The organism is Streptomyces sp. DSM 40750, from assembly GCF_024612035.1.
Lineage (GTDB): Bacteria > Actinomycetota > Actinomycetes > Streptomycetales > Streptomycetaceae > Streptomyces.
Genome location: NZ_CP102513.1, coordinates 3,689,462 through 3,708,485 on the forward strand (window position 1 = coordinate 3,689,462; position 19,024 = coordinate 3,708,485).

Sequence of the window (19,024 nt, forward strand, 5' to 3'; positions counted from 1 at the left end):
CCCTACGGAGGTTCCATGGCCGACAACGTCACCTCGTTGTTCCGCAGCACTGCGGCGCACAGCCCCTCGATGGCGGCGCTGACACGTGAGGGCGGCGAGGGTGCGGGTCCGGTGGACTTCTGTATCCCGTGCAACCCCTACTTCCCCACGCCCGCCATGTTCGACGACATGGCGGGCAAGCTGCGGGACATCATCACGTACTACCCGAGCAGCGCCGACACGATCACGGCTGAGCTGTGCAATCTGCTCCAACTGCCGCCTCAGTGCGTGGCGATGGGCAACGGCTCCACCGAACTCATCACCTGGCTCGACCACCTGATGGTCCGTGAGTCCCTCGCCGTCCCCGTCCCCACCTTCGGCCGCTGGACCGACCAGCCGATGGAGACCGGCAAGCGGGTCGACATGTTCCCGCTCCAGGAGTCCAGCGGCTTCGCCCTGGACCTCGCGCAGTACGCCGAGTTCATCCGCGCCCGCGGCACCCGGGTCGCCGTCATCTGCAACCCGAACAACCCCGACGGCGGCTTCCTGCACCGGCACGCGCTGGTGCAGTTCATGGACGCGATGGCCGACCTGGACCTGATCGTCATCGACGAGTCGTTCCTGGAGTTCGCCGACGCGGAGTCCGAGCCCAGCACGGTCCAGGACGCGGTCATGCGGCCCAACGTGGTCGTGCTGCGCAGCCTCGGCAAGAACTTCGGTCTGCACGGCATCCGCTTCGGCTACCTGGTCGCCAACCCCGCCCTCGCCGGCAAGGTCCGCTCGATGCTGCCGAAGTGGAACCTCAACTCCTTCGCCGAGCACGTGGTGTTCATGCTGAAGAACCACGGCGCCGAGTACATGGAGAGCCTGCACCAGGTCCGCCGGGACCGGCTGGACATGGCCCGCCAGCTCTCCGCCCTCCCCGGGCTGACGGTCTACCCGTCGCAGGGGAACTTCCTCTTCGTGCGCCTTCCCGTCGGCGCCGAGGGCACCGTGGTCCGGGACCGCCTGCTCACCGAGCACCGGATCCTGGTCCGCGAGTGCGGCAACAAGGTCGGCTCGTCCAGTCGCTTCCTGCGACTCGTGGTCCGGCCCCAGGTGGACGTGCGTCGCCTGGTGTCAGGCCTGGAGTCGGTTCTCTACGGGTCCAGGAGGGGAGCCGCCGTACCTGAGCTGAGCACCGGGACCAGCTACAGCTCGGGTACGGCGGCCGTGGACAGACTGATGGGCGAGACCAGCGGCACCGGGATGCACAACCTCGCCGCGCAGGCCATGAGCATGCCCGCCCCGGCCCCCGCCGCCTCCATGCAGTTCGCGTCCCCGGCCCCGGCCCCGGCCGCCTCGATGCAGTTCGCGTCCCCCGCGCCGGCCCCGGCCGCCCCCATGCAGTTCGCCTCCCCCGCGCAGGCTCCCGCCCCGGCCCCCGCCCCCATGCCGATGCCCACTCCGGCCCCGATGCCCGCCGCGCCGGCCGCCGGCATGCCCGCGCCCGGCCTCCAGCCCGTCGCCCAGACCGGCATGCCCGGCCTCGCGGCCGCCGCCCAGGGCCGGCGCGCGAACGGCGCCGCCCAGGGTCTGACCGCCGCCCAGGTACGCGGCCGTACGCAGCCGGAGCCGCTGGAGGAGCCGCAGGGGTGGCCTGCGGCGGGGGCGGTGTACAACCAGGTGGGGTGAGCCCGGCCCCCTGACGGACCCCATGATGCGACGCCCCCGACGGGCCCTGTACGGGCCGCTGTCGGGGGCGTCGCTTCTTCGGGAGACCTTGGTCGTGCGCAGACCGGCGTCAGCTCCGGTGGCGTATCCCCGAGGGACCCGGCGTCAGTCCTGCTACAGCTTGTTGCGGCCGGCGCCACCGGAGAGCGTGTCCTTGCCCTGGCCGCCGTAGAGCACGTCGTTCCCGCTGTTGCCGTAGAGCTTGTCGTTGCCCTGCTCGCCGTACAGCTTGTCGTGGCCCTTGCCGCCGTAGAGGACGTCGTCGCCGGCCCTGCCGCGCAGGGTGTCGTTGCCGGAGTCGCCGTAGAGGGCGTTCGCGTTGCCGTCCTCGTTGCCACCGCCGGTGAGGGTGTCGTGGTCGGCGCCGCCGTGGCACGCGTAGGCGCAGCCGGTCATGCCGTCCGGGAGTTCACCCCACGGCCACCCCGCATCACCGAGCCGTGGTCCCCCGAGCGGAATCAGGGAGCCCGGGCCCGATGCCCAGTCGAAGAACGATTCGTTCTCGATCCGGCCTGCGTACGCGAGTGCGCCCCCGGCGAAGGCGGCTGGAGGGAGCGGCCATCGCCCGCCTCCGCTCGGCCACCGCCCTCCTCCGCTCGGCCACCGCGCCCCGCCACTCGACCGGGGTCTCCGGCGGCTCCAACTCCCCCGCCAGGATCCGTTCATGGAGCCTCCGCAGCGGCAGCCCGGGATCGATGCCGAGTTCCTCGGCGAGGAGGCCGCGGGTGGTGCGGTAGTGCTCCAGGGCGTCGGCGGCGCGCCCGGACTGGGCGAGGGCGAGCATCAGCTGGCCGGCGAGGCGCTCGTCGAGGGGGTGCTCCTTGGTACGGACGTGGAGGGCGGCCAGTATCTCGCCGTGGCGTCCGGCGCGCAGTTGAAGATCCGTCAGGTCGAGCCGGGCGGCGTGGAGTTCCGACTCCAGGGCGCTCCGGAGCGCGTTGAACCAGGGGGTGTCCACGCCCGCGAAGGGCTCGCCCCGCCACAGGGCAAGGGCGCGTTCGAAGAGGTCGGTGGCGGTGGCCGGGGCGGTGGCGCGGCGGGCCCGGGCGAGCAGGTCGTGGAAGCGGTGGAAATCGACGGCGGACGGCTCGACGGTGAGCACGAATCCGCCGGCCCGGCGAACGATCCCGGCGTCGTCGCCGAGCACCCGGCGGAGCCGGGAGAGATAGGTGTAGAGCGCGTCGGCGCCGCGCTGCGGCGGGCTGTCCGCCCAGACCCGGTCGAGTAGCTGGGACACGGTCACCGGGGTTCCGGTGTCCACGAGCAGGGCCGCGAGCACGCCGCTCTGCCGGGCCGATCCCAGACAGACCGGCTCTCCGTCCCGACACGCTCCTAATCTTCCGAGCACAGTGAAATCCAGCACCACGAACCCCCCGATTTCCGGTGACTGCCTTGCCTTTCAAGGGAGTTGAAAGGTTCCTGAAACGCTGACGGGCCAATGTCATCACCACGTCACCGACGCAGCGCAGGTCCATCACAAGCGACTTGCGCATCAGAAGGCACAGCACCAACCGAACCAAACCAGGGGGACATCATGGGCATGCGTACCCGCACCACAGCCTTGGCGACCGCGGTCGTCGCCGTCGCCGGACTCGCCGGCACCGTCTCGCTCCCGGCGCACGCCGCAGCGGGGAGCACGAAGGCGGCCGCGGCCTCCAGCTACTACCTGCACTTCGACAAGATCTCGAACACCAACTCGCGGCTGTACCTGAAGAAGAGCGTCCCGGGCACGGACCGGATCATCAAGTCCTACCGTGCGGGCTCGGGCGTCTCCACCAACGAGTGCACCCGCAACAAGGGCTGGCTACCCACGAAGTCGTACACGATCAAGAAGTGGAACACGAGCTACAACGGCAGCTTCATCAAGGGGTACGCCTTCCAGCTCAACGACACCAAGTGCAAGAACGGCACCCCGCGCACCGAGCTGTTCATCCACAGCGAGATGACCCGCGGCGGCGGCCAGGGCTCCACCGAGCCCACCCGCTGGGACGGCGTCGGCGACTACAAGTCCGCGGGCTGCATCAAGATGTCCCCGAACGACATCAAGGACCTGTACAAGCGCGCCAGGGCGGTCGGCTTCCCGTCGAAGCTCGTGGTGACCAACTGACGCACGCCTGAGATCGTGAGGTCCGCCGGACGCGCCGAGCGTCCGGCGGACGCCTGCCGTTCGGGGCCCATCCGGTGAAGTGAACGACAGGGGCGCCGATTCCGTACTTCCCTTCGTCGGTGGGGCATCTCGGTCACCCCGTCACACCGTCGGAACCAAAAAGCAACGCCCACGGCCCGGTTCCTCGCCGGTGCGCGCCATACGATCAAGGCCATCGCATACGCGCACGAGCGAGACCCGTGGCCCCCTGCAGTCCCGTACTCCGTACTCGCGCGTCTCAGGCTCGGCTGAAAGCTGAAGGTGGGTGGACCGTGCGCCACAAGGCCCGGACGATCGTGGCGGCCACGGCCGCGCTGGGACTCACGGCCGGGCTGTCCGGCTGCGGCGGGAACGCGGACGCGGAGTCGGAGACGGTCTCCCTCACGGTCATCGCGACCAACTACGGCGACAGCGTCCACAAGAACTCCGAGGGCTACTGGGACCGCGTCGCCCTCGCGTTCGGCGCCGAGCACCCTGGCATCAATGTGAACGTCGAGGTCCACGCCCCGGACGAGGTCGACGAGAAGGTCTCCGAGCTGGTCGAACAGGGCAAGGCGCCGGACATCGTGCAGACGGACGGCTACTCCGAGTACGCCGCGCGGGACCTCCTCTACAGCGCGGACGACGTGCTGTCGGTCCCGGTCCAGGCCTCCTTCGTACCGAGTCTCGCGAACGCCGGTGAGATGGACCGGGCGCAGTACGGCCTGCCGTTCACCGCGAGCACCCGGCTGCTCTACTACAACAAGGACCTGTTCCGGCAGGCGAACCTGAATCCGCCGGAGACGTGGGGCGAACTCCTCGCGGCCGCCCGCGTGTTGAAGACGCAGGGTGTGAAGTACCCGATCGCCGTGCCGCTCGGCCCGGAGGAGGCGGAGGCCGAGACGCTGATGTGGCTGCTGGCCGGTGACGGCGGCTACACCGACACCACCAACAGCTACGACATCGCCTCCGCCACCAATGTGGCGACGCTGACCTGGCTGAAGGAGAAGCTGGTCGGTGAGGGGCTCACCGGCCCGGTCGCCCCCGGCGAGCTGAACCGCGGCGCGGCCGTCGACGCGTTCCTCACCGGTGACGCGGCCATGGTCAACGGCCCGCTGTCGCTGATCCGCCAGATCGAGGACTCCTCCGACTCCGTGCCCTACGGCACCGTCCCGCTGCCGAGCCGCGACGGCAAGGAGACGCCGGCCATGGGCACCGCGGACTGGGTCATCGCGTTCAAGAACGACGACCGCCGCGAAGCCATCGGCCAGTTCCTCGACTTCCTCTACGACGACAAGTACGTGATCGAGCAGGCCTCCGAGTACGAACTGCTCCCCGTCACCACGTCCGCCGCCGACACCATGCGTGCCGACAAGAAGCACCGGTCCCACTGGAACGGCCTCGACACCCTCCAGAACCTCCGCCTCTACCCCGTCGCCGAGACCAACTGGTCCGAGGTCGCCGCCGCGATCCGCGAGCGGATCGGTGGGGCGGTGACACCGGACGGGAACCCGAAGGCGGTACTGGAGTCGATCGCGAGGGCGACGAAGTAGTCCCGCCGGGCGCCCCCGGCCAACGGACAGTCTCCTTTTCTACGGTGTCGCGTCTGATCGACGGACACAAACCAATCAGCCGAGGCCGGGCGAAAGCGATCAGCCATGGCCAGGCGAAAGCGATCACAATTCGATCGGATTCATACGGTTGCGACCAGGCACGATGTCCTCTCGATCCCCTGGGTACTCATCGGGCGAGCACGGATAGCGTGGGCGAGGTGCGGCAGTTCGCCTTTGACGCCCGACGCCCCGTGCCCGGGCCCATCGACACCCATCGCGAGGAGGCGACCGTGATGCCGGGCGAGGAGGCGGCCGCGATGCCGGACGGGGAGACTGACGGCGGAGCCGGTGCGAGCGACGGCCCGGGTGGTGACCACCACCCCGGCATCGCCCCCGAAACGCTCTTGCTGAAACGCCACTTCACCGGCGAGACCCTCCCCCAGGTGCGCGCCCAGGTCGAGGACACAGCCGCCGCGGAGGGCCTCGGCGGAGTACGCCTCGGCGAGTTCACCCTCGCCGTCAGCGAGATCGCCGCCAACGCCGTCGAACACGCCGGCGGCCACGGCCGCCTCGAACTCCGCCGCCTCCCGCACGAACTGGAGTGCCGCATCACCGACAACGGCCCCGGCTTCATCCTCACCATCCCCGAACTCCTCCCCGGCCTCACGGAGAGCTGCCGCGGCCGCGGCCTGTGGCTGGCCCACCTGGTCACGGACCGACTGACGGTGACGACGGACGCGACGGGGGCGGGGGCGGAGGTGACGCTGGCGGTGCGGCTGGGGTGAGCTGCGGGACACGTCCCTCAGCGCTTGGAGGCCGCGCCTCAAACGGGTCCAGCCCGGCCCTTTGAAAGAAGGGCGGGCTGGAATCTTTCGCAGCGTGCTCTACAGGAAGTACATCAGCTCGATCCGCCCATTCGGGGCGTAGGAGAAGCAGACCTCTCCCGACTGCTGCGGGGGGTCGAGGTTAACGAAGTTGACGGCTTCGTCCATGGTCGCGAAGGACAGGGTGTGCCAGGTCTTCACACCGGACCTGAGCGCGTTCTTGAGCGTTTGGGCATCAGAGGTGGTGACGGTCATGGGATTTCCCTTCGAGGCAGGATCTGACGACTTTCGCTGTGGCTCCCCGGAGCGAGGAACCCTGCCGACGGGCATAACGTATGGACGGCGGATAACAGGAAGAGAGAGGCGCGCGCACATGTACTCCCTTTGGGCGCGCTTGTTCCCTTCCTCTCGGGGTCGATGCGCCTGCGCCTACGCCGTCACCGGCTGCCGCTCCTCGGCCGTCGGCTCCGCCGCCTTCTCCCTGAGGTGGGCGCGGATCGAGTACGTCAGGGCCGCCGCCCACAGTGCGTACACCGCGACGTAGACGACCGTGCTCACGGAACTCGACGCCGCGATCCAGTCGCTCTTGAGGAGCGTGCGGACGTTCGTCGCGATGATGACTCCGCCCACCGCCGAGCCCAGCACCCTCGGCGGGACCAGGCGGACCAGCCAGGCGGCGATCGGCGCGGCGACCAAGCCGCCGAGGAGGAAGGCGGCCACCCAGGCCCAGTCGAGGCCCTGGGAGCCGAGGGAGAGGAGGAACCCGAGGCTGGCGGCTACGGCGACGAGGAACTCGCTCGTGTCGATCGAGCCGATGACCTTACGGGGTTCCATACGGCCGCTCGCGAGGAGTGCGGGCGTGCCGACCGGACCCCAGCCGCCCCCGCCGGTCGCGTCGAGGAAGCCGGCGACGAGGCCCAGCGGCGACAGGAACCTCTTCCGCAGCGGCCGGCCGAGGCGTTCCTCGGGCAGGCCACGCAGGGTGAAGCGGGACAGGACGTAGAGGCCGAGGCCCAGCAGGATCAGCGACATCACCGGCCCGGCGACCTCGGTGGACAGCCACGACAGGACCGTGGCGCCGAGGAACGCGCCCGCCGCGCCCGGTACGCCGATCCTGGCGACGACCTTCCAGTCCACGTTCCCGAACCGCCAGTGCGCGGCACCCGACATCAGGGTCGTGCCGATCTCGGCGAGGTGCACCGTGGCCGAGGAGGCGGCCGGGTTCGTGCCCATCGCGAGCAGCAGCGTGGTCGAGGTCACGCCGTAGGCCATGCCCAGGCTGCCGTCCACGAGCTGGGCACCCAGGCCCGCCAGCGCGAGCAGTACCAGCGTCCGCATCTGTCTTCCGTCCCGTCTTCCGTCGCCGCTCTTCCCTGTCTTTCCCACCGGTTAAGTAGGGATTGACCGAGCGGCCACGGTACGGAGTCAAACTGAGGAAGGGCTTAGGACGAGGTAACGATCCTGTGGACCTGCCCGCCGGGCCTACGGGTTCTCCCAGGCCGCCGGCTCCGCCGCCAGCGCCTTCACCGGCTCGGGGAGGGTGCCTGCGGCGATGTCCGCCACGGTGACGCCCTCCAGGATGCGGCGCACGTTGGCCCGCAGCGCGATCCACAACGGCAGCAACGGTTCGGCGGACCCGGTGTAGGTCAGCCCGGTCGGCCTCTCCCCCCGCACCGACACGATGGGTCCGTCGACGGCTCGGATCACATCGGCGACGGTGATGGCGGCGGGTTCGCGTGCCAGTCGGTACCCGCCGCTGCCGCCCCGTCGGCTGGTGACGAGGCCGCCACGCCTCAGGTCCCCGAGGATCCCCTCCAGGAACTTGTGCGGAATCTCCTGCACGGTCGCGATGACTTCCGCCTTCACCGGCCCGCTGTCCTGCCGTACGGCCACTTCCAGTACCGCGCGTACGGCGTAATCCGCCCGTGCCGAGATCCTCATGGGCACATTGTCGACCACGCCGGGGCCCTGTCACTCCGCGCCCACAGCACCCGCGCCCCAAAGGGGCGCGGGGAACCGCGCGAGCAACCACGGACGACCCGCACCCGGCTGAAGACAGTCCCAGCCGAGCTCTCAGCCAAGCCGGATCACATTCCACGACAGCGGCTCAAGGACCACGCTCAGCACACCTTCCTGAAGCGCGGCCCCCTCGACCACCCGCGGAGCGACCCGCTCAGGCTCCTCCAGCGTGTTCCGCGCATCCGGGTCCGCGTCGGCCAGCACACTGTGCTCGACGACCCGGGTCAGCTCCAGCCCGTTGAGCGCGACTTCCAGCGGCAGCGCCTCCGTACGACTCCGGTTGACCGCGAAGACCGTCACCGACCCGTCCTCGGCCCGCACCGCCGTCGCGTGCAGCAGGTCCGCCTCGCCGTACTTCTTCGTCTCGTACGTCGGCGAGTCCACCCGTACGTCGAGCACCTGGCCCCGCCCGTACTTCGAGGCCTGGGCGAACGGGAAGAAGGTCGTCTGCCGCCAGGCCGGACCGCCCGGCTCGGTCATGATCGGGGCGATGACGTTGACGAGCTGGGCGAGGCAGGCGACGGTGACGCGGTCGGCGTGGCGGAGCAGGGCGATGAGGAGGGAGCCGAAGACGACCGCGTCCATGACGCTGTACTTGTCCTCCAACAGCCGCGGCGCCTCCGGCCAGTTCAGCGGGTCGGCCTTCGCGGAGTCCTCCCACTCCTGGAGGTACCAGACGTTCCACTCGTCGAAGGAGAGGTTGATCCTCTTCTTGGACTTGAGCTTCGCGCCCACGTGGTCGGCGGTGGCGATCACGTTCTCGATGAAGGACTCCATGTCGACGGCGGAGGCGAGGAAGGAGTCGTAGTCGCCGTCGGTGGGCCAGTAGTAGGCGTGCAGGGAGATGTAGTCGACGAGGTCGTACGTCTCCGCCAGGACCGTCGCCTCCCACTCCGCGAACGTCGGCATGGACTGGCTGGAGGAGCCGCAGGCGACGAGTTCGACGTCCGGGTCGATCTGGCGCATCGCGCGGGCGGTCTCGGCGGCGATACGGCCGTACTCCCGCGCGGTCTTGTGGCCCGTCTGCCAGGGGCCGTCCATCTCGTTGCCGAGGCACCAGAGGTTGATGCCGAAGGGGTCCTTGTCGCCGTGGGCGGCGCGGAGGTCGGAGAGGGCGGTGCCGGCGGGGTGGTTGGCGTACTCCTGGAGTTCGAGGGCCTCGGCGACACCGCGCGTGCCGAGGTTGAGGGCCATCATGGGCTCGGCCTGGGGGCCGACCTTCTTCAGGAAGGCGATGTACTCGGAGAGGCCGAAGCGGTTGGTCTCGGTGGAGCGCCAGGCGAGGTCGAGGCGGCGGGGGCGGTCCTCGACGGGGCCTACGGAGTCCTCCCACTTGTAGCCGGAGACGAAGTTGCCGCCGGGGTAGCGGATCGTGGTGACGCCCAACTCCCGGACCAGGTCCAGCACATCGGTGCGCAGACCCGCCTCGTCGGCGGCCGGGTGGTCCGGTTCGTAGACCCCTGTGTAGACGCAGCGGCCGAGGTGCTCGACGAAGGAGCCGAAGAGTCGAGGACTGACCTCGCCGACCAGGAAGGCGGGGTCGAGGGTGAAGCGGGCGGTGCGGGTCATGGGGGATCCTTCGATGTTCGATGTTCGACATTCCGGATGATGATCGTTGAGCCGAACGGGACGCTATGGTCGAAGCGAGGGCGAGTCAACGGGGCGGTGCACGCAACGATCGTTCGTAGAAGTTGAACGATCGTTGGATTTCCGTGGTGTGGGCGCCCCGTGGCACGTAGGGTCGGGCCGTGCCCGCCCTGCCCGACGCCCTTGCCGAGACCCTGACGCGACTCGACACCCGCATCGCGGAGACCGGTGCCGACCGGGATCTGCTCCTCGACGTGCGGACGCTGGCGGAACGTACCGCCCTCGGCGAGGACGAGGTGCGGGTGCTGCTGGACGGGGGCGAAGCGTCGGCCGACCGGGTCGACGACCGGGTGCGGGGGCGGGTGCGGGCGCTGCACGAGGCGTATGTCGCGCGGAGCGGGAAGCGGGCCGGTGAGGTCTGCAAGGAGGTCGCGGCGCGGCTCTCGATCAGCCCCGAGTGGGCCCGCCAGCTGCTGCTCGGCAAGAAGATGCCGAACGTGCCGGATCTGACCGAACTCGCCGGGTTCTTCGGGATCGAGGAGGGCGTCCGGTTCTTCACCGACCCGGCCGCCACCGTCCTGAACCGCGAACTCCACCGCGTACTGGCGGGACTTGAGGGCGACTCGGACGACGGGCCGCTGGTCGAGTTCGCCACCCGGCACGGGGTCGTCACGCTCGCGCTGCGCGGCCATCGGCTGACCCGGCGCAAGCAGGAGGCCCTCACTGTCATGCTCGAAGGGCTGCTCGGCGTCCACGACGACGAGGAGGAGGTCGGGCGATGAGTCGTGACGCGAGGGCCGAGGGCACGGGCGAGGGCCACGCCGGGAGTGCCGCGGACGGCCACGCCGGGACTCCGGGAGACCGCCACGCCGAAGGTACGGCCGACGGCCGCGCCGGACGGGCCGCCCGGGTCATGGGGATCGCGGGCCTGCGCGGAGCCGTGGGCAGGGTTCGGGCGGCGCTGTCGCCGTCCCGGTCCGCCGCCGAGATGCGGAAGTTGACGGCCGGCCTCAGCAAGGCGGTGCGGGGGAGGTTGGACGCACCCGTCGACGTACGTGAGTTGGGTGCGGCGCTGTGTGCGGAGATGAGTGCGCGGCGTGGCGGGCGGCCGGTGAAGCTGTGGTTCGAGCGGTTTCCCGACGGGATCGGGGTGACCGGGTTGTGGATGGAGTTCCCGGACTTCGACCTGGTGATCGTCGAGGAGCGCGCCGAGACGGTGCAGCAACTGGTCATCCTCGGCCATGAGTTGTGGCACATGCACGCCGGGCACTGTCATCGCCATCTGCCGGGCGCGGACGCCGCCGCGCTCGCGCTGTCCGGTGAGCCGGGCGACGGCGCGTCCGCGCTGCCGCCGTTCTCCCCCGAGTTCTCGGCGGCGCTCGGGCACGGCGGGACCCCCATCGCGGCCCGTAACGGCTCGCACGAGTCCGACGAGCAGGAGGCCGAGGACTTCGGGCACCGGCTCGCCACCGCCTTCCGTTCCTGGGTGGACACCGGGCAGGGCGGGCTCGCCGATCCGGCCGATCCGGCCGACCCCGTCGGGCAGGCCATCCAGGCGTCCCTGGGCTACCGCAGGCACCGGAGATAAGGGGGCGACCGCCGTGCCCGCGACGACGACCGGGGCCCTGAGCCCCGCCGACTTCTTCGGCGAGCTGTACATCTCGTTCTGGATCCCCACGGCCGTACTGACCGCCGCCCTGGTGATCAAGCTGCCCAGCATCGTGAAGCTGTGGCGGGACACGCTGCTGCGGGCGGTCGGCGGGCTGCTGCTGCTCGCCTGCTGTGTGTTCGTGTTCGCGGTGCCGTCGGTGATCGCGTGGACCAACCGGACCGTGGGCGTGCCGAACGTCGCCGCTCCCTGGGTGTACTCCCTCGTCACCGCGTTCTGCGCGTGCTGTCTGCTGCTGATCGTCGCCTGGCGCGACGGCCCGGCCGCCCGCTCCCCGGCGACCCGCCGGACCATGCGCCGGGTCGTCGTCGTGTACTCGGCGGTGATCGTCGTGCTGTGGGTGCTGTTCGCGCTGGCGGACGTCCCCCACGAGCGGCTGCGCGACCTGGACACGTACTACGCCACCACGCCCTTCATGCGCGAGGAGATCCTGCTCTACCTCGTCGCGCACACCGTGGCCTGCCTGATCACCTACCGGCTGATCCGCAACTGGGTCCGCGCCGACGGCCTCGACCGGTGGCTGCGCGGCGGCCTGAAGGCGCTGGGCATCGGCTACGCGCTCAACCTGCTGTACGACGCCTCGAAGCTCACGGCGCTGGTGGCCCGCTGGGCGGGGCACGACCTGGACTGGCTGAGCACCCATGTGGCGCCGCCGGTCGTCGCCGTGGCGGCCATCTTCATCGCGGTCGGCTTCATCCTGCCGCACGGCGGTCAGTACCTGAACGACCGCTGGCGGGTGCGGGAGAGCCATCGGCGGCTGCGGCCCCTGTATCTGCTGACCCGGACGGTCGACGACTCCCGTGTCCCCTTCGCGCTGCGCGCCACCCCGGAGTTGCGCCTCACCCGCCGCGAGACCTTCATCCGCGACGCCCTGCTCCGGCTGACCCGCCACCTCGACGAGGACCTGCGCCGCCGCGCGTACGACGCCGCCCTGGACCTCGGTCACGAGCCCGGCCGGGCGAAGGCCCTCGCCGCCGCCGTGGCGATCCGGGACGCGGTGGCCGCGCGGAGGCGGGCGCCCGACGGCGGTACGCCGGCCAGGCTCGCGTCGGGCCCGCTCGTCTTCCCGGGCCTCGCGGCGGGCCTGGGCCGTACGGCCTTCCCGGACCTGCCGGCCGCGCCGGACTGTTCTGCCGCGCCGGACCGTTCTGGCTTCCCGGAGTTCACGGTCTCCGCCGACCCCACCGACCTGCTCCAGGACATCGAGGCCGTGTCCCTGGCGCTTCGCCGGCCCGTCGAGATCGAGGCGGTGCGCGCCCTGGCGGCCGCCTCCACAGCGGAGAGCAGTGTGCCCGCGCATGAGTGAACACCCCGCCTCCGACCGGCCGTTACGGTCTGTGCCGGCCGCCCGCCGTCGCTGGCGGGACACGCTTACGAGGGGGCGACGGAGACCTCCGACTGTGCAGCGACAGGGCCCTGGCCGCGTACATCGACCGGGGTGTTCCTCACCGCACCGCACCGAGACGACTTGAGCGGCCGGCCCGGGTCAGCCCGCGAATGCCGGTTGTGGCAGACCCTTCCCCGCGCCCGGTACCACCAGCAGGGAGCCCGACAGGGGGTGTGGGGTTTCCGTGCCTGTGCGGGCCGTGGTGATGTAGAGGTCGGTGAGGTCGGGGCCGCCGAAGGCGCAGGCTGTGGGGCGGGGGGTGGCGAGGTCGATGACTCGGTCCAGGTCACCGGTCGGGGTGTAGCGGCGGACGGCGCCGCCCTCCCACAGGGCGACCCAGACACAGCCCTCGGCGTCGACGGTGAGGCCGTCGGGGAAGCCGTCGCCGTCGTCGATGGTCGCGAACGACCTCCGGTTTACCGGCAGTTGACCGGTCTCGAAGTCGAAGACGTCGATGCGGCGGGTCGGCGAGTCGATGTAGTACATCAGCCGTCCGTCCGGGCTCCAGCCGGTGCCGTTGCTGACGGCGACATCGTCGAGGACCGTCTCGGCGAGCCCGTCGGCGGTGAAGCGGGACAGGGTGCCGCCGCCCGGGGCCTCGTCGTAGCGCATGGTGCCGGCGAAGAGGGAGCCGTCGGGGGCGACGGCGGCGTCGTTGGCACGACGGCCGGGGACCGGCTCGTGGTGCAGCCACCGGAAGCCGCCGTCGGTGTCGCGCAGACCGACGCCGTCCCGGAGGTTGAGGACGAGACCGCCGCCGGCGCGGGGCTTGGCCGCGCCGACGTGCTGCTCGGTGACGAGGACCGCGCGGCGGCCGGAGGCCGGGTCGTACGTGTAGACCCGGGAGCCGAGGATGTCGATCCAGATCAGGCGCTGCGCGTCGGCGTCCCAGGTGGGGCCCTCGCCGAGGGCCGCGTACTCCCGTACCGCGACTTCGTAACCCGTGTACGCGCTCATGCCACGCTCCGGTGGCCGAGGCGCTCGGACAGTTCCGCGGCGCCCTTGACGGCGAGCTGCTCCAGCTCGACGCGGCGGTCGTCGCTCCAGCGGATCATGGGGACGGAGATGGAGAGCGCGGCGACGGCCTTGCCCGTGCGGTCGCGGACCGGGGCGGCGACGCAGGAGACGTCCGGGTTGGACTCGCGGTTCTCCACGGCGAGACCCCGCTCACGGATCCGGGCCAGGGCCTCGCGCAGGGCGGCCGGGTCGGTGATGCTGTTGGGTGTCATGGCGACCAGGTCGGCGTCGTCCGGGATCCGGGCGGACAGCTCGGTCTCGGAAAGGGAGGCGAGCAGCATCTTGCCCACGGAGGTGCAGTGCGCGGGGAGGCGGCGGCCCGCGGCGGAGACCATGCGGACGGCGTGCGTCGAGTCGACCTTGGCGATGTAGATGACGTCCGTGTACTCCAGGATCGCCACGTGCACCGTCTCGTCGCAGGTCTCGGCGACGGACCGGGCGACCTGCTGGCCCTCGGCGGCGAGGTCCAGCTGCTCGGCGTAGCGGCTGCCGAGCTGGTACGGGCGGACGCCGAGGCGGTAGCGTCCCGGCTGTCCCTGCACCTGGACGATGTAGCCCCGGGCGGCGAGTGTGGTGACCAGCTCGTGCACGGTGGTGCGCGGCAGCTGGAGCCGGCGCACGATGTCGGGGGCGGACAGCGTGCCGTCCCCGTCCAGGAAGAGCTCCAATATGTCGAGCGCCCGGGTCACGGCAGGTACTAGGCGTCCCATGGTCGGCCCCCTCCCTCGTATGTCTGCGATGAGTGTTCGAAATTTCAACTGTCGATCGGCATAACGAACACAGGCTAGTCATATTGGTACGGCCGGGCAATGGTCGAGTGCGCCCAAGAGCTCGGTGGGAACGGCTTTCCGGCGACTGCGGGCTGCGTCGTGGCTGATCGCGCAGTTCCCCGCGCCCCTGGACGGGGGGGCTTCGCCCCCCTGTCCAGGTCAGCGCCTGCCGCGCGGGTCGCCCAGCTCTCCTCGCAGCCGTTGCGCCCGCAGCACCAGTTCCAGTTCGAAGCGGCGGTCGGGGTCGTCGATCTCGTCGCCCCAGAGTTCGCGGATCTGGCGGAGACGGTAGCGGACGGTTTGCGGGTGCACACCCAGGCGCGTGGCGATCTCGGGGGCGCCGCCGCGGGTCTCCAGCCAGGCGAGGAGGGTCTCGGCGAGGCGGCGGCCGTGGGTGGGGCCGCAGTGGGCCAGGGGGGCGAGGCAGCGCAGGGCGAGGTCGTCGATCAGTTCCTCGGGCTGGAGGAGGACGAGGGCCTCGGTGTGCTCGGTGCAGTGCAGGACCTCACCGCCGGGGAGCAGCCGGCGTTCCATCAGCCGTACGGCGGCCTCCGCCCAGCGCAGCGACTTCGCCGCGTCGGCGAGCGGCACCGGCGGGCCAATCGCACCGGACCATCCGGTCAGGGCGCGGTGGAGGAGTTCGGGGCGGCCGGCCGCGTCCGGTTCAGGGACGACCATGCGGGGCTGCTCGTACTCCATGTCGAGCAGGACGCCCTGGCCGACGGCGGGGGCCATGGCCTCGCGGGCGGGGCGTAACAGGACCCCGACCGCGACCTTGTCGGGCAGGGGCCAGCCGATCCGGGCCGCGCGTTCGGTGAGCGCGTCGGCCGGGTCGCCCCGGTGGTGCTCGGCGAGCAGGAGTTCCATCAGCCGGCGTTGCAGTCGCAGCCGTTCTCCGGCCTGCCGGGCCGCCGCTTCCGCGTAGCCGCGCACCGACTGGTCCACCAGGCCGTCCAGATACTCGTATCCCGCGTCGACGAGTTCGTACATCGCGGGCGGCGGGATCTCCACGCGCTGGCCGATCTCCGCGAAACGGCGCCAGGCGAGACGTACGCCGAGACGGTAGATCGCCTGGAGCGAGTCGAGGCTGCGGCCGTTCAGGCCCTCGCCCCGGCCGAACTCCTGGAAGACACCGGGAGGGACGCGCGGCCGGCCCTCGGCGGTCTCCAGGTGCTGGACGAAGACCTCGATCGCGCGGCGGATGCCGATGAGGGCCATCGGCTCGCCGGAGTCGTCGAGGACGACGGGCAGGTGCGGGTACTCGCGGCGGATCTCGCACAGGATCTCCTCGGCGAGGGCGGGCGCCTCGGCCATGGCGATCGCGGCGAACTCGCGCACCTGGAGGCGCGGTACGGCGTGCCAGGCGGAGCGGACTGTGACGGTTCCCGGGCGACCGGTCACCCCTCAGCGCTCCTGGCCGGCGTTCTCGTACGTGATGAGCGGGTTGTTCGGCTGGTCCGGCGTCGCGTCGAGCAGCGCGACGATGCCGAGCGCGGCTCCCACGGCGAGCGCGGCGGCGGCCACCATGGTCAGCGCGGCGGCGAGCAGTCTGGACATCGCAGGGTCAGCCTCTCGGTCGACAGGTCGTCCCCACCCAGGGCACCCCGCACCACAACACTCGGACCCAGTGTCAGCAATGCATTGACACTGCGTCAAGACTCCGCCTACGGTTCCCGGCCCGAGGGGGTGCCGTCTGAGCCGGCGCGGCGTCGCGTCGCCTGGCACGCGCGCTCGCCGCGTTGCCGGAAGGCCCAAGTGGCTCCGCCACGAGGGCCTTCCGGCGCCTTGCGATCGCACGCACCGGACGCCGCTCGTCTTTCCGCGCCGGCCCAGACGGCACCCCCTCGTCACGCGCACATTCCCCCCTGGCGTCGCCTTTGCCGCACGCCTACCCGAGTCGCACCTCCCAACGCCCCTGGAGTGCCCGGATGCGCCGTACTGCCTCACCGTTCTCACTGGTCCTGCTCGGTCTCGGGACCTTTCTGCTGGTTCTCGCGCCACTGCTGGCCTGGTACGTCGAGCCACGGGCGGCGGTGAATCCGATCGACATCGACACGACCGCCGTCTACACCGGCACGGGCAGCGTCTTCGACGTGGAGCAGGTGAAGGCCGTGCCGGGCCAGAAGATCACCGTGACCCAGCGGGTACGCGGCGATGTGGCCGAAAGTGAGCGCAGCGGGGCCGCGGTGTGGGACGTGATCACCTCGGTCGACACCGACAAGTCGCTGCCGGCGGCCGACCCGCACGACGCGCTGGACTTCACCCCGCACCGCTGGGTCAGCGACCGGAAGACCAACCGGCCGGTGCACTGCTGCGACGAGAAGCCGTACATCGAGGGCGAGGCGTACCTGAAGTTCCCCTTCGACGTGCAGGAACGCTCCTACCGCTGGTGGGACAACACGCTCGGCGCGACGGTGACGCTCCACTACGAGGGCCGCAAGAAGGTCCGGGGCTATGAGGGGCTGCGCTTCACGGCTAAGGTTCCGGCCACCAGGACCGGCACCCGGATGGTCCCCGGCGCCCTCGTCGACGAGCCGAACCGGCCGCAGGTGCTCGCCGAGGAGTGGTACGCCAACCACGGCCTGGAACTGGTCGTCGACCAGAGCACGGGACGAGTGCTCTACGCGCAGACCGGGCCGCGCCGGACGCTGCGGGCGCCGGGCGGGGACCAGGACGCGGCGGTACTCCTCGACAGCCGGAAGCTCGCGTTCACCGCGGCGACGCAGAAGTTCGCGGTCGACCAGGCGGAGAAGGACAGCGGACAGCTGCGGCTGGTGGGGCGGACAGTGCCGATCGGTACCGCTGTGCTCGGTTTCGTCCTCGCCGCGACGGGTGCCGCTTTGGTCGCGCGCGGCAGGCGGCGCCCCGATACGCCCGAGTCGTCCCAGGACCCGATCACGATGTGACAGGGCGTCAGCTCAACAAACCCCGGAAATTGTCACGTCGGTGAGTAGCAGCTTCGAACCACGGGGCGAAAACTGTCCACCCCACCTGAGCACAGCCCACCCACACCTCACTGACAAGCACCCACAAAAAACGAAGGACCCGCGAGTTCCACCCGGACCCCCTCCCACCGGAACATCCCCCCCAGCGAACTGCCTTCTCCCCCGCTGAGTTCCGCACCCCGAGACGAGTTGGAGCACCCATGCCCCAGCACGTGCCGTTCTCGCTGGTCGAGGTGTTTCCACGCCTCGACCAGCACCGGTCGGCAGGCTCCCCACAGCCTCGCCGGATCGTTTTTCTCGCCCGCCGTGACCTCGGTAATCCGGCGGCGGGGGGCTCCGAGCTCCTCGTCGACCGGCTCGCCGGGGGCCTGACCCGCCTCGGCCACCAGGTCACCCTGCTCTGCGGCGGACCGGCGGCCTACCGCGACTACCGGGTCGTGTCGGCCGGCGGCGACCTGAGCCACCATCTGCGCGCCAAGTCGGTCTTCGCCCGTCAGATCGGCGACTGCGACCTCCTCGTCGAGGTCTGCAACGGCATGCCCTACCTCGCGCCGCTCTGGCACCGGGGTCCGACGATGTGCCTGGTCAACCATGTACACACGGATCTGTGGCAGTTGCGGTTCGGCGGCCCGCTGGCGCCGGCCGCGCGCCTCGGCCGAAGACTCGAACACTGGTCGTTGACGGCCGCGCAGCGTCGCAACCTCGTGGTCGCGGTCTCCTCCTCCACGGCCACCGCGCTCCGCGCGATCGGTGTGGAGCGGGAGCGGATACGAGTCGTGCACAACGGAGTCGAGGAGCCGGGGCCTCGTGCCGAGCGGTCTCCCGAGCCGCTGTTCGTGGCCGTGGGCCGACTCGTCGAGTACAAGCGGATCGATCTGCTGCTGCGGCTCTGGGAGCGGGTTCGTCCGGTCACGGGCGGGCGGCTCGTGATCGTCGGTGACGGTCCCGAGCGGGGGCGGCTGGAAGCGATGGCCGGGCCCGGGGTGGAGTTCGCGGGCCATGTCTCCGAGGCCGAGAAGCATCGGCTGCTGTGTGCGGCCTGGCTGCTGCTTCATCCTTCCGCGGTTGAGGGGTGGGGGCTGGTCGTCACCGAGGCCGCGGTGCGGGAGACGCCCTCGGTCGCCTTCGATGTGCCCGGTCTGCGGGATTCCGTCGTCGACGGGGAGACCGGGGTGCTGGCTCGGGGGGAGTCCTCGTTCGCCGCCGCATGGTGTGCGCTCGCGTTGTCGACCGATCGGCGGGTGCTGATGGGGAAGGCCGCGCGGGAGCGCGCCGCGCATTATCGGTGGGAACACACGGTGCGGCAGTTCCGGGCGGTGGCTGCGGAAGCTGTGCGGGGTTGGACTCCGTGAGCGCGAAACGGGGTGCCTCGACCGAGCGTCGGCGAGTGCTGGTTCGTCGTGGCTTGTCGCGCGGTTCCCCGCGCCCCTCAAATG

19 protein-coding genes are annotated in these 19,024 nt (G+C 70.8%); 9 read left to right on the plus strand and 10 right to left on the minus strand.

Translation table 11 applies throughout. The features are described 5' to 3' along the window. The first annotated feature begins 15 nt into the window (after positions 1 to 15). A complete protein-coding gene (locus JIX55_RS16540) occupies positions 16 to 1,653 on the plus strand; it encodes a pyridoxal phosphate-dependent aminotransferase (RefSeq protein WP_257564098.1) in 1,638 nt (545 codons plus the stop codon). Between the two features lie 153 nt (positions 1,654 to 1,806). On the opposite strand, the gene JIX55_RS16545 is transcribed toward JIX55_RS16540, so the two are convergent. Together JIX55_RS16545 and JIX55_RS16550 are read right to left on the minus strand one after the other, a co-directional pair. After that, positions 1,807 to 2,088 carry a calcium-binding protein gene (locus JIX55_RS16545; protein WP_306820007.1) on the minus strand — a complete coding sequence of 94 codons (282 nt, stop codon included), beginning with the start codon at positions 2,086 to 2,088 and terminating at the stop codon, positions 1,807 to 1,809. 34 nt (positions 2,089 to 2,122) lie between these two features. Beyond that, positions 2,123 to 3,058: an AfsR/SARP family transcriptional regulator gene (locus JIX55_RS16550; protein WP_306820008.1), complete on the minus strand. Its 936-nt coding sequence runs from the start codon at positions 3,056 to 3,058 to the stop codon at positions 2,123 to 2,125. Positions 3,059 to 3,226: 168 nt separating this feature from the next. Between JIX55_RS16550 and JIX55_RS16555 the strand changes: the two genes are divergently transcribed. The 3 genes from JIX55_RS16555 to JIX55_RS16565 all read left to right on the plus strand — a co-directional run bounded on the left by JIX55_RS16555 (position 3,227) and on the right by JIX55_RS16565 (position 6,155). Continuing rightward, complete coding sequence (locus JIX55_RS16555; protein ID WP_257564099.1) at positions 3,227 to 3,799, plus strand: L,D-transpeptidase family protein; 573 nt, start codon at positions 3,227 to 3,229, stop codon at positions 3,797 to 3,799. Between the two features lie 311 nt (positions 3,800 to 4,110). Then, entirely contained in the window at positions 4,111 to 5,370 is a 1,260-nt protein-coding gene (locus tag JIX55_RS16560; RefSeq protein ID WP_257564100.1) for an ABC transporter substrate-binding protein, read from the plus strand. A 218-nt stretch (positions 5,371 to 5,588) separates the two neighbouring features. After that, positions 5,589 to 6,155, plus strand: a complete 567-nt coding sequence (locus tag JIX55_RS16565; protein ID WP_306820009.1) for an ATP-binding protein — start codon at positions 5,589 to 5,591, stop codon at positions 6,153 to 6,155. A 99-nt stretch (positions 6,156 to 6,254) separates the two neighbouring features. Here the strand turns inward: JIX55_RS16565 and JIX55_RS16570 are convergent, their stop codons facing one another. The 4 genes from JIX55_RS16570 to arfA form a co-directional block, all read right to left on the minus strand. Next, complete coding sequence (locus tag JIX55_RS16570) at positions 6,255 to 6,449, minus strand: hypothetical protein (RefSeq protein WP_257564101.1); 195 nt, start codon at positions 6,447 to 6,449, stop codon at positions 6,255 to 6,257. Between the two features lie 174 nt (positions 6,450 to 6,623). Then, the gene (locus JIX55_RS16575) at positions 6,624 to 7,532 is read right to left on the minus strand and encodes a sulfite exporter TauE/SafE family protein (protein WP_257564102.1); all 909 of its coding nucleotides are present in this window, start codon (positions 7,530 to 7,532) and stop codon (positions 6,624 to 6,626) included. A 144-nt stretch (positions 7,533 to 7,676) separates the two neighbouring features. Continuing rightward, entirely contained in the window at positions 7,677 to 8,135 is a 459-nt protein-coding gene (locus JIX55_RS16580; RefSeq protein ID WP_257564103.1) for an RrF2 family transcriptional regulator, read from the minus strand. Positions 8,136 to 8,267: 132 nt separating this feature from the next. Beyond that, a complete protein-coding gene (gene arfA / locus JIX55_RS16585; RefSeq protein WP_257564104.1) occupies positions 8,268 to 9,782 on the minus strand; it encodes an arabinosylfuranosidase ArfA in 1,515 nt (504 codons plus the stop codon). A 179-nt stretch (positions 9,783 to 9,961) separates the two neighbouring features. Between arfA and JIX55_RS16590 the strand changes: the two genes are divergently transcribed. The 3 genes from JIX55_RS16590 to JIX55_RS16600 all read left to right on the plus strand — a co-directional run bounded on the left by JIX55_RS16590 (position 9,962) and on the right by JIX55_RS16600 (position 12,775). After that, the gene (locus JIX55_RS16590) at positions 9,962 to 10,582 is read left to right on the plus strand and encodes a transcriptional regulator (protein WP_257564105.1); all 621 of its coding nucleotides are present in this window, start codon (positions 9,962 to 9,964) and stop codon (positions 10,580 to 10,582) included. 131 nt (positions 10,583 to 10,713) lie between these two features. After that, positions 10,714 to 11,388, plus strand: coding sequence for a toxin-antitoxin system, toxin component (locus tag JIX55_RS16595; protein ID WP_257569348.1), 675 nt, complete (start codon positions 10,714 to 10,716; stop codon positions 11,386 to 11,388). Positions 11,389 to 11,401: 13 nt separating this feature from the next. Further along, on the plus strand, positions 11,402 to 12,775 hold the full coding sequence (locus JIX55_RS16600) for an MAB_1171c family putative transporter (protein WP_257564106.1): 1,374 nt from the start codon (positions 11,402 to 11,404) through the stop codon (positions 12,773 to 12,775). Between the two features lie 180 nt (positions 12,776 to 12,955). Here JIX55_RS16600 and JIX55_RS16605 read toward each other — a convergent pair whose 3' ends face one another. From JIX55_RS16605 to JIX55_RS16620, 4 genes are all read right to left on the minus strand, one after another. Next, entirely contained in the window at positions 12,956 to 13,813 is an 858-nt protein-coding gene (locus JIX55_RS16605; protein WP_257564107.1) for an SMP-30/gluconolactonase/LRE family protein, read from the minus strand. Then, a complete protein-coding gene (locus tag JIX55_RS16610; RefSeq protein WP_257564108.1) occupies positions 13,810 to 14,583 on the minus strand; it encodes an IclR family transcriptional regulator in 774 nt (257 codons plus the stop codon). Before JIX55_RS16610 ends, JIX55_RS16605 begins: the two co-directional genes overlap by 4 nt. Before the next feature lie 219 nt (positions 14,584 to 14,802). Continuing rightward, positions 14,803 to 16,044 carry a helix-turn-helix domain-containing protein gene (locus JIX55_RS16615; protein WP_257564109.1) on the minus strand — a complete coding sequence of 414 codons (1,242 nt, stop codon included), beginning with the start codon at positions 16,042 to 16,044 and terminating at the stop codon, positions 14,803 to 14,805. Positions 16,045 to 16,047: 3 nt separating this feature from the next. Then, positions 16,048 to 16,200, minus strand: coding sequence for a hypothetical protein (locus tag JIX55_RS16620; RefSeq protein ID WP_257545823.1), 153 nt, complete (start codon positions 16,198 to 16,200; stop codon positions 16,048 to 16,050). Between the two features lie 371 nt (positions 16,201 to 16,571). Between JIX55_RS16620 and JIX55_RS16625 the strand changes: the two genes are divergently transcribed. Together JIX55_RS16625 and JIX55_RS16630 are read left to right on the plus strand one after the other, a co-directional pair. Further along, complete coding sequence (locus tag JIX55_RS16625) at positions 16,572 to 17,549, plus strand: DUF3068 domain-containing protein (RefSeq protein ID WP_257564110.1); 978 nt, start codon at positions 16,572 to 16,574, stop codon at positions 17,547 to 17,549. 239 nt (positions 17,550 to 17,788) lie between these two features. Next, entirely contained in the window at positions 17,789 to 18,940 is a 1,152-nt protein-coding gene (locus JIX55_RS16630) for a glycosyltransferase family 4 protein (protein WP_257564111.1), read from the plus strand. The last annotated feature ends 84 nt before the right edge of the window (positions 18,941 to 19,024 follow it).

Coding starts and splice junctions, on each gene's coding strand:
- JIX55_RS16570 (WP_257564101.1), bottom strand. CDS start 6,449: ATGACCGTCACCACCTCTGATGCCCAAACGCTCAAGAACGCGCTCAGG.
- JIX55_RS16620 (WP_257545823.1), bottom strand. CDS start 16,200: ATGTCCAGACTGCTCGCCGCCGCGCTGACCATGGTGGCCGCCGCCGCG.
- JIX55_RS16580 (WP_257564103.1), bottom strand. CDS start 8,135: ATGAGGATCTCGGCACGGGCGGATTACGCCGTACGCGCGGTACTGGAA.
- JIX55_RS16595 (WP_257569348.1), top strand. CDS start 10,714: ATGGGGATCGCGGGCCTGCGCGGAGCCGTGGGCAGGGTTCGGGCGGCG.
- JIX55_RS16605 (WP_257564107.1), bottom strand. CDS start 13,813: ATGAGCGCGTACACGGGTTACGAAGTCGCGGTACGGGAGTACGCGGCC.
- JIX55_RS16625 (WP_257564110.1), top strand. CDS start 16,572: ATGCGCCGTACTGCCTCACCGTTCTCACTGGTCCTGCTCGGTCTCGGG.
- JIX55_RS16630 (WP_257564111.1), top strand. CDS start 17,789: ATGCCCCAGCACGTGCCGTTCTCGCTGGTCGAGGTGTTTCCACGCCTC.
- arfA (WP_257564104.1), bottom strand. CDS start 9,782: ATGACCCGCACCGCCCGCTTCACCCTCGACCCCGCCTTCCTGGTCGGC.
- JIX55_RS16540 (WP_257564098.1), top strand. CDS start 16: ATGGCCGACAACGTCACCTCGTTGTTCCGCAGCACTGCGGCGCACAGC.
- JIX55_RS16575 (WP_257564102.1), bottom strand. CDS start 7,532: ATGCGGACGCTGGTACTGCTCGCGCTGGCGGGCCTGGGTGCCCAGCTC.
- JIX55_RS16545 (WP_306820007.1), bottom strand. CDS start 2,088: ATGACCGGCTGCGCCTACGCGTGCCACGGCGGCGCCGACCACGACACC.
- JIX55_RS16555 (WP_257564099.1), top strand. CDS start 3,227: ATGGGCATGCGTACCCGCACCACAGCCTTGGCGACCGCGGTCGTCGCC.
- JIX55_RS16610 (WP_257564108.1), bottom strand. CDS start 14,583: ATGGGACGCCTAGTACCTGCCGTGACCCGGGCGCTCGACATATTGGAG.